This window comes from Neobacillus rhizosphaerae (genome assembly GCF_050477885.1).
Lineage (GTDB): Bacteria > Bacillota > Bacilli > Bacillales > Cytobacillaceae > Neobacillus > Neobacillus rhizosphaerae_A.
This window is the reverse complement of the sequence record NZ_JBCNAC010000039.1, coordinates 1-5694: the sequence shown is the minus strand read 5'-3', so window position 1 is coordinate 5694 and position 5694 is coordinate 1. Positions and strand designations below refer to the sequence as shown.

Here is a 5694-nt window from a genome sequence, read left to right as displayed (position 1 = left end):
CTTCCACTCCAATCAACAGAGTGTAATGAATCATTAATTTTCTATAACATGTCCATAAAAAAAGCACCAGCGGATTAACCCTGGTGCTTACTCGGTAATTAACTTATTTCCTGCTGCTTTTTGCAGGCGGTTCATGATTGCATGTCCCACGCCAGTGCTCGGGAAGATTTCACTATAAATGATATCCACATCGGTCTCGTTAAATCGGCGTAACGTATCATACAATGCCGTGGCCACCGTCTCCAACTCTGCCCTTCTTCCACAAGCGAACACCATATCCGCATGGTAGAACTCTACATTCTCCACCGTCGTTAACACCCCGACCCGCAAGCCTTCCTGCCGCTTTTCTTCTACTAAACTTTGCAGAAACTCTCTGGTGCCTGACACCATGTAAAGCGGTGCGTTCGGGGCATAGTGGCGATATTTCATTCCCGGCGCTTTCGGTTTTGCTGCCTCATCGGTTAACGCTGGGTCGACCCGAACCTCACCAATCACTGCTTCAAGCTGCTCCTTCGTGACACCACCTGGCCGCAAAATAACCGGAATCGGTTCTGTGCAATCAACCACCGTCGACTCCACACCCACCCCGGTCGCGCCGCCATCGAGTACCCCGGCAATTTTTCCATTTAAATCATCCAACACATGCACGGCATTCGTAGGACTCGGTTTGCCTGAGCTATTGGCACTCGGCGCTGCAATCGGCAGTCCGCTCGCCTTAAGCAGCGCCAGCGCAACGGGGTGATCCGGCATCCGAACCGCAACCGTCGTTAAACCGGCAGTCGCTTTTTCCGAAAGAACGCCTTCCTTCTTTTTAAAAATAATCGTCAGCGGCCCTGGCCAAAAAGCATCCATCAGGATCTCGGCCTTAGCAGGAACCTCCGCCACAAACCGTTTCAACTGCTCCCGGTTTGCAATGTGGATAATTAACGGATTATCACTCGGCCGTCCTTTCGCAGCAAAAATCTTTGCTACCGCTTCATCACTTTCGGCATTCCCACCCAAGCCATATACAGTCTCTGTTGGGAGGGCTACCACCTCATTTTCTCGTAAAAAATGAGCTGCATCCACAACTTGTGGATTATTTACGAGATTATCCACATACTTATCCACTTTCCAGACTTTTGTGTTCATAGTTATCCACCTTTATCATAACTGAGTCTTTTATCGAAATTTGGCGAATCTAGGCACCTTGACTCAGATTTTTGAACGAGTACGTTTGAAAGTATAAAAGAAGGTGGGTATAAAAACAAGGTTTATCCACAAATTGTGTATAAGTTTCCGAAAAAAGTGGATAACTTTGTGGATATATCCACATTTATAAAGAGAATTTTAAGAATAACGAGTTATCCACATTTAAAACGTGTCGAATGTGCTCAGATTGATAAAATCCAACTGGTAATTCCTCACGAACCACCCGTTGAAAGCCCATCAATTCAAAAAACGGAAGAGCCACACTCTTATTTGTTGCCAAAAATAAGCTTCTCATTCCCTTTTCTTTCGCTAATTGCACCATTTGATCAAAAAGGACGAAAATTTCCTTATCTGCTTGTCCAGGCGACACGACCAGCGAGCGCAGCAACCCCTGTTCCCCAAACCCCTCCATACCAAGCGACCCCCGCAACGATCCATCCTCGTTTTCTAGCAGTAGAAAATGATCGATCGTCTCACTATTTAGTCCATCCGTCCCAAGCCCCGCCCGTGAAAGAAACTCTCTTAAATTTCCTAAATCCTCTTTACTTGCTCTACGAATTAATGCCTGCATCTCTCTTCCACCTCATTCATTTTCTTTTTCTACTCTATTAATATGAATAGGTAGGAAAAATAGAACAGGCTAGTCCGGGAATCTAGTAAATTTTTTCCCAAACAGCCTGCTTTCTGCGGGCAGTCCAGGAGCCTCCTACAAAAAAACCAGCCCCATTTAGGAACTGGTTTAGTACATGAGCTTTTCCCACATTTCCAAAACGAAGAATTTCACCTTCACCGGCTCTTCATCTTCTTCTGTGTACACAGGTGCGTTCTTCTTCACATGCTTTTTCGTCTTCTTTTCTTCTTTCTTAACTGCTTCCTTTTCTCCCACAGCCGTTTTTTTATGCACGACCACTTCTTCCTCTTCAGCGGCTGCAAACTTCTTATGATCCGCCAACTCTTCCTCTTGATCTTGATCCTGATCCTGGACCGTCACAGTAGCCTGCTCTTTATCCTGCTTTACCTCTGCTTTCGGTTCCACTTCTTTATCTGCTGCCATCTCAGCCTTTGCCGTTTTCTCTTCCTCAAACCCGTCACTCACAGCCACACCATTTGAAAAATCTAGAAAGCATAATGGCGGATAAAGCACGCACCACCAGTTCGCTCCTTCACCCTTACCAAGAGTAATCAAAATCGCTTGATATTCGCCTGCTGGATATAAAAACTGTCCATATAGCTTCGTTGGAAACTGAACCTTGCCAAACTCTACTTTTACCGACTGATCCGAACCCTGCTCACGTACGGTCTTTTCAGCAATCGCTTGAATTTCTGGAAGCTTCGAAGTAAGAACTGTCTTAGCTTTTTCCATCGACGTCAAATCCTGCACCCACAGCGTGATCTGTGCATTCACTGCATCTCGTACCTTACGCTTAATCGCTTGATCTGATTCAAAATCACTATTTGCTAGAATTCGTAGGCGAATCGCCTCTCCCGGAATCACGATTGACTCCTTCGCTGCAGCTTCCGTCTTCGGCATATATAAACTTAGGATTGTCCCTAACGATAAAACCACTAAATATCCCCATACTACTAATTTGTTTCTCATCTCAGCACCGTCCCTTCGATATCTTCATTGTGGACAGGTTGCCAGAATCTTAAACTAGTAAAATGATAAAAAATGCTATTTTTTCTAAGCACTACGAGTTGCTGGACTAGCAGCACGTTGGCTACGTGACCCATTTCATTGTCTGACTACCATTTCAGGCACGTAGACGTCTCCTACGTTACCCACTTCATTGTCTGACTACCATTTCAGGCACGTAGACGTCTCCTACGTTACCCACTTCATTGTCTGACTACCATTTCGGGCACGTAGACGTCTCCTACGTTACCCACTTCATTGTCCAACTACCTTTTCAGGCACGTAGACGTCTCCTACGTTACCCACTTCATTGTCCAACTACCTTTTCAGGCACGTAGACGTCTCCTACGTTACCCACTTCATTGTCCAACTACCATTTCGAGCACGTAGACGCGGCCTACGTTACCCGTTTCCTTGTTTGCCTACCATGTCGAGCAAATAGAAACATTCTTATAACAAAAAAGCCAAGTGTTTAGCCTGGCTCAAGTATCTTCCTTTCAAATTAAGTGTTGCTCACCTCATGAAGTACCTTTAAAATTACCTTTTTTATATTTTCCCCTTTATTACTCGTCACTTTCGCTGTTTTACTCGTCAAATACATGATTTACTCGTCGATTTTCTTTTTTACTCGTCAACCTTCATACGTTACTCGTCAGCAACCCATTTTACTCGCCAACCACTGAACTACACCCTCTCAAACACACACAATTATCAAGGACTGTGAGGGACAGACTTTTTTTACTTACAAAACAAAAGCTCCGAGGCACTAAGCCCCGAAGCCGATTTCCGCAAACACCATTCGGTCCTTGCCGTTAATATCATTGACCACTTCCACCTTCACGTTCGAGAACGCTTTTCGAAAAAGCTCCGCTACCGCTTCGCCCTGACCGGCCCCAATTTCGAAACATACTAACGCGCACGGCGCTAGTACCTGTGGGAGCTCCACCATAAAGCGTCGGTAAAAATCCAAGCCGTCCTCCCCAGCAAACAACGCACGATACGGCTCATGCTCCGTTACCACTTCCGACATCGTCACAATATCACCAGTCGGAATATACGGTGGATTCGACATCACCACATCAAACGCTTCTCCGATAAACGGCTTAAGCAAATCACCTTGGACAAACTTGACGTCCGCCTGAAGACGAAGCGCGTTTTCTTTGGCCACCTTTAACGATTCTTCGGCAATATCAGAAGCAAAAACCACCAGTGCAGGCTGTTCAAGCTTCATGCTAATGGCAATCGCCCCGCTGCCGGTACCAATATCAACGAGCCTAATTTCTTGTTTTTCACTGAAAAGTCGTTTGATTCGCTGAAGGGTTCCTTCCACCAACTCTTCCGTCTCCGGCCTTGGAATCAGTACCTCTTCATTTACAATAAACTCACGCCCGTAAAAATCTTCTGAGCCGATGATGTATTGGACCGGAACACCCGCAACATGCTCAAGAACTGCTTTTTCAAAAACCTCCCACACACCAGGAGCTAGCTCATCGCGGATATTTGCGAACAACTGCGCCCGCGACATACCACTGAAATGCCGAAGAAGCAGCTCCCCTGCATTCTCATCACGACTATTCTCAACTAAAAAAGAAGAAGCCCAATGAAGAGCTTCGAAACCTTTTTTACTCATTAGATGCACTTTCCAGTCTTCTCGCTTGGTCATCCATCACTAGCGCATCGATGATATCATCAAGCTTACCTTCCAAGATTTGATCCAGTTTTTGAATCGTTAAGCCGATTCGGTGGTCAGTCACTCGGTTTTGCGGGAAGTTATAGGTACGAATCCGCTCAGAACGGTCACCCGAACCAACAGCTGATTTACGCACGGAATCATATTCAGCTTGTGCTTCCTGCTGATATTTATCATAAATACGTGCACGTAATACTTTCATCGCTTTATCCTTGTTCTTATGCTGCGATTTCTCATCTTGAATCGAAACAACAATCCCGGTAGGAATGTGCGTTAAGCGAACGGCTGACATGGTCGTGTTAACGGACTGTCCGCCGGCACCGCTTGAAGCAAACGCATCAAAACGGATATCTTTATCATTGATTTCTACTTCTAATTCTTCTGCTTCAGGCAAGCAAACAACGGTTGCCGTCGACGTATGAATCCTGCCGCTTGATTCCGTTTCCGGAACACGCTGAACACGGTGAGCACCGTTCTCATACTTCAATTTGGAGTATGCTCCTTGACCATTGATCATAAAACTAATTTCCTTGTATCCGCCAAGTCCGGTTGGGCTCGCATCAAGGAGATCAATTTTCCAGCCTTGTGCTTCCGCATAACGGCTGTACATACGATATAAATTTCCAGCAAACAAGGCCGCTTCATCTCCGCCGGCAGCCCCACGGATTTCAAAGATAACGTTTTTGTCATCGTTCGGATCCTTTGGAATAAGAAGAATCTTCATTTTTGCTTCTAGTTCCTCTATTTGGGCTTCTAGCTCGTTCACTTCTTCTTTTACCATTTCACGCATTTCAGCGTCGAGCTTTTCTTCAAGCATTGCTTTCGCATCCTGAAACTGTTCGCGAGCTTCTTTATATTCACGATACGTTTGTACAGTCTCTTGTATATCAGATTGTTCTTTTGAATATTCACGAAGTTTTTTTGAATCATTAATGATTTCTGGGTCGCTCAAAAGTTCATTCAACTTTTCGTAACGATCTTCCACAGATTGAAGACGATCAAACACAGCCATTCACCTCAGTTTTTAGTCCATAACATTCTAATTATAGTATAGGTGAAAACCTCAGTCAAAACCAATTTGCGGGAGAAAAATTTTTCAGCATGCTTCTACTAACCTAGTCTGTTGATTTCCGCTCCAGGAGCTTCGCTTTCCGTGGGTGTTTCGGCGAGCCTCCTC

5 protein-coding genes are annotated in these 5694 nt (G+C 45.2%); all 5 read right to left on the bottom strand.

Annotated features, from left to right (window positions below; all coding sequences use genetic code 11):
• Positions 1 to 87: 87 nt before the first annotated feature.
• Positions 88 to 1131 (bottom strand): L-threonylcarbamoyladenylate synthase, encoded by a 1044-nt coding sequence (locus ABES03_RS05515; protein ID WP_430115876.1) that lies wholly within the window; start codon positions 1129 to 1131, stop codon positions 88 to 90.
• Between the two features lie 184 nt (positions 1132 to 1315).
• Entirely contained in the window at positions 1316 to 1762 is a 447-nt protein-coding gene (locus ABES03_RS05510) for a GNAT family N-acetyltransferase (protein WP_430115874.1), read from the bottom strand.
• A gap of 168 nt (positions 1763 to 1930) precedes the next feature.
• Positions 1931 to 2791, bottom strand: coding sequence for a stage II sporulation protein R (spoIIR, locus tag ABES03_RS05505; protein ID WP_430115872.1), 861 nt, complete (start codon positions 2789 to 2791; stop codon positions 1931 to 1933).
• Between the two features lie 802 nt (positions 2792 to 3593).
• Positions 3594 to 4457: a peptide chain release factor N(5)-glutamine methyltransferase gene (gene prmC / locus ABES03_RS05500; RefSeq protein WP_430115870.1), complete on the bottom strand. Its 864-nt coding sequence runs from the start codon at positions 4455 to 4457 to the stop codon at positions 3594 to 3596.
• Positions 4450 to 5523, bottom strand: a complete 1074-nt coding sequence (gene prfA, locus ABES03_RS05495) for a peptide chain release factor 1 (RefSeq protein WP_430115868.1) — start codon at positions 5521 to 5523, stop codon at positions 4450 to 4452. The genes prmC and prfA overlap by 8 nt, the downstream gene beginning before the upstream one ends.
• Positions 5524 to 5694 lie beyond the last annotated feature (171 nt).

Excerpts from the sequence above, each read along its gene's own strand:
- spoIIR (WP_430115872.1), bottom strand. The coding sequence starts at position 2,791 with ATGAGAAACAAATTAGTAGTATGGGGATATTTAGTGGTTTTATCGTTA.
- ABES03_RS05515 (WP_430115876.1), bottom strand. The coding sequence starts at position 1,131 with ATGAACACAAAAGTCTGGAAAGTGGATAAGTATGTGGATAATCTCGTA.
- prmC (WP_430115870.1), bottom strand. The coding sequence starts at position 4,457 with ATGAGTAAAAAAGGTTTCGAAGCTCTTCATTGGGCTTCTTCTTTTTTA.
- ABES03_RS05510 (WP_430115874.1), bottom strand. The coding sequence starts at position 1,762 with ATGCAGGCATTAATTCGTAGAGCAAGTAAAGAGGATTTAGGAAATTTA.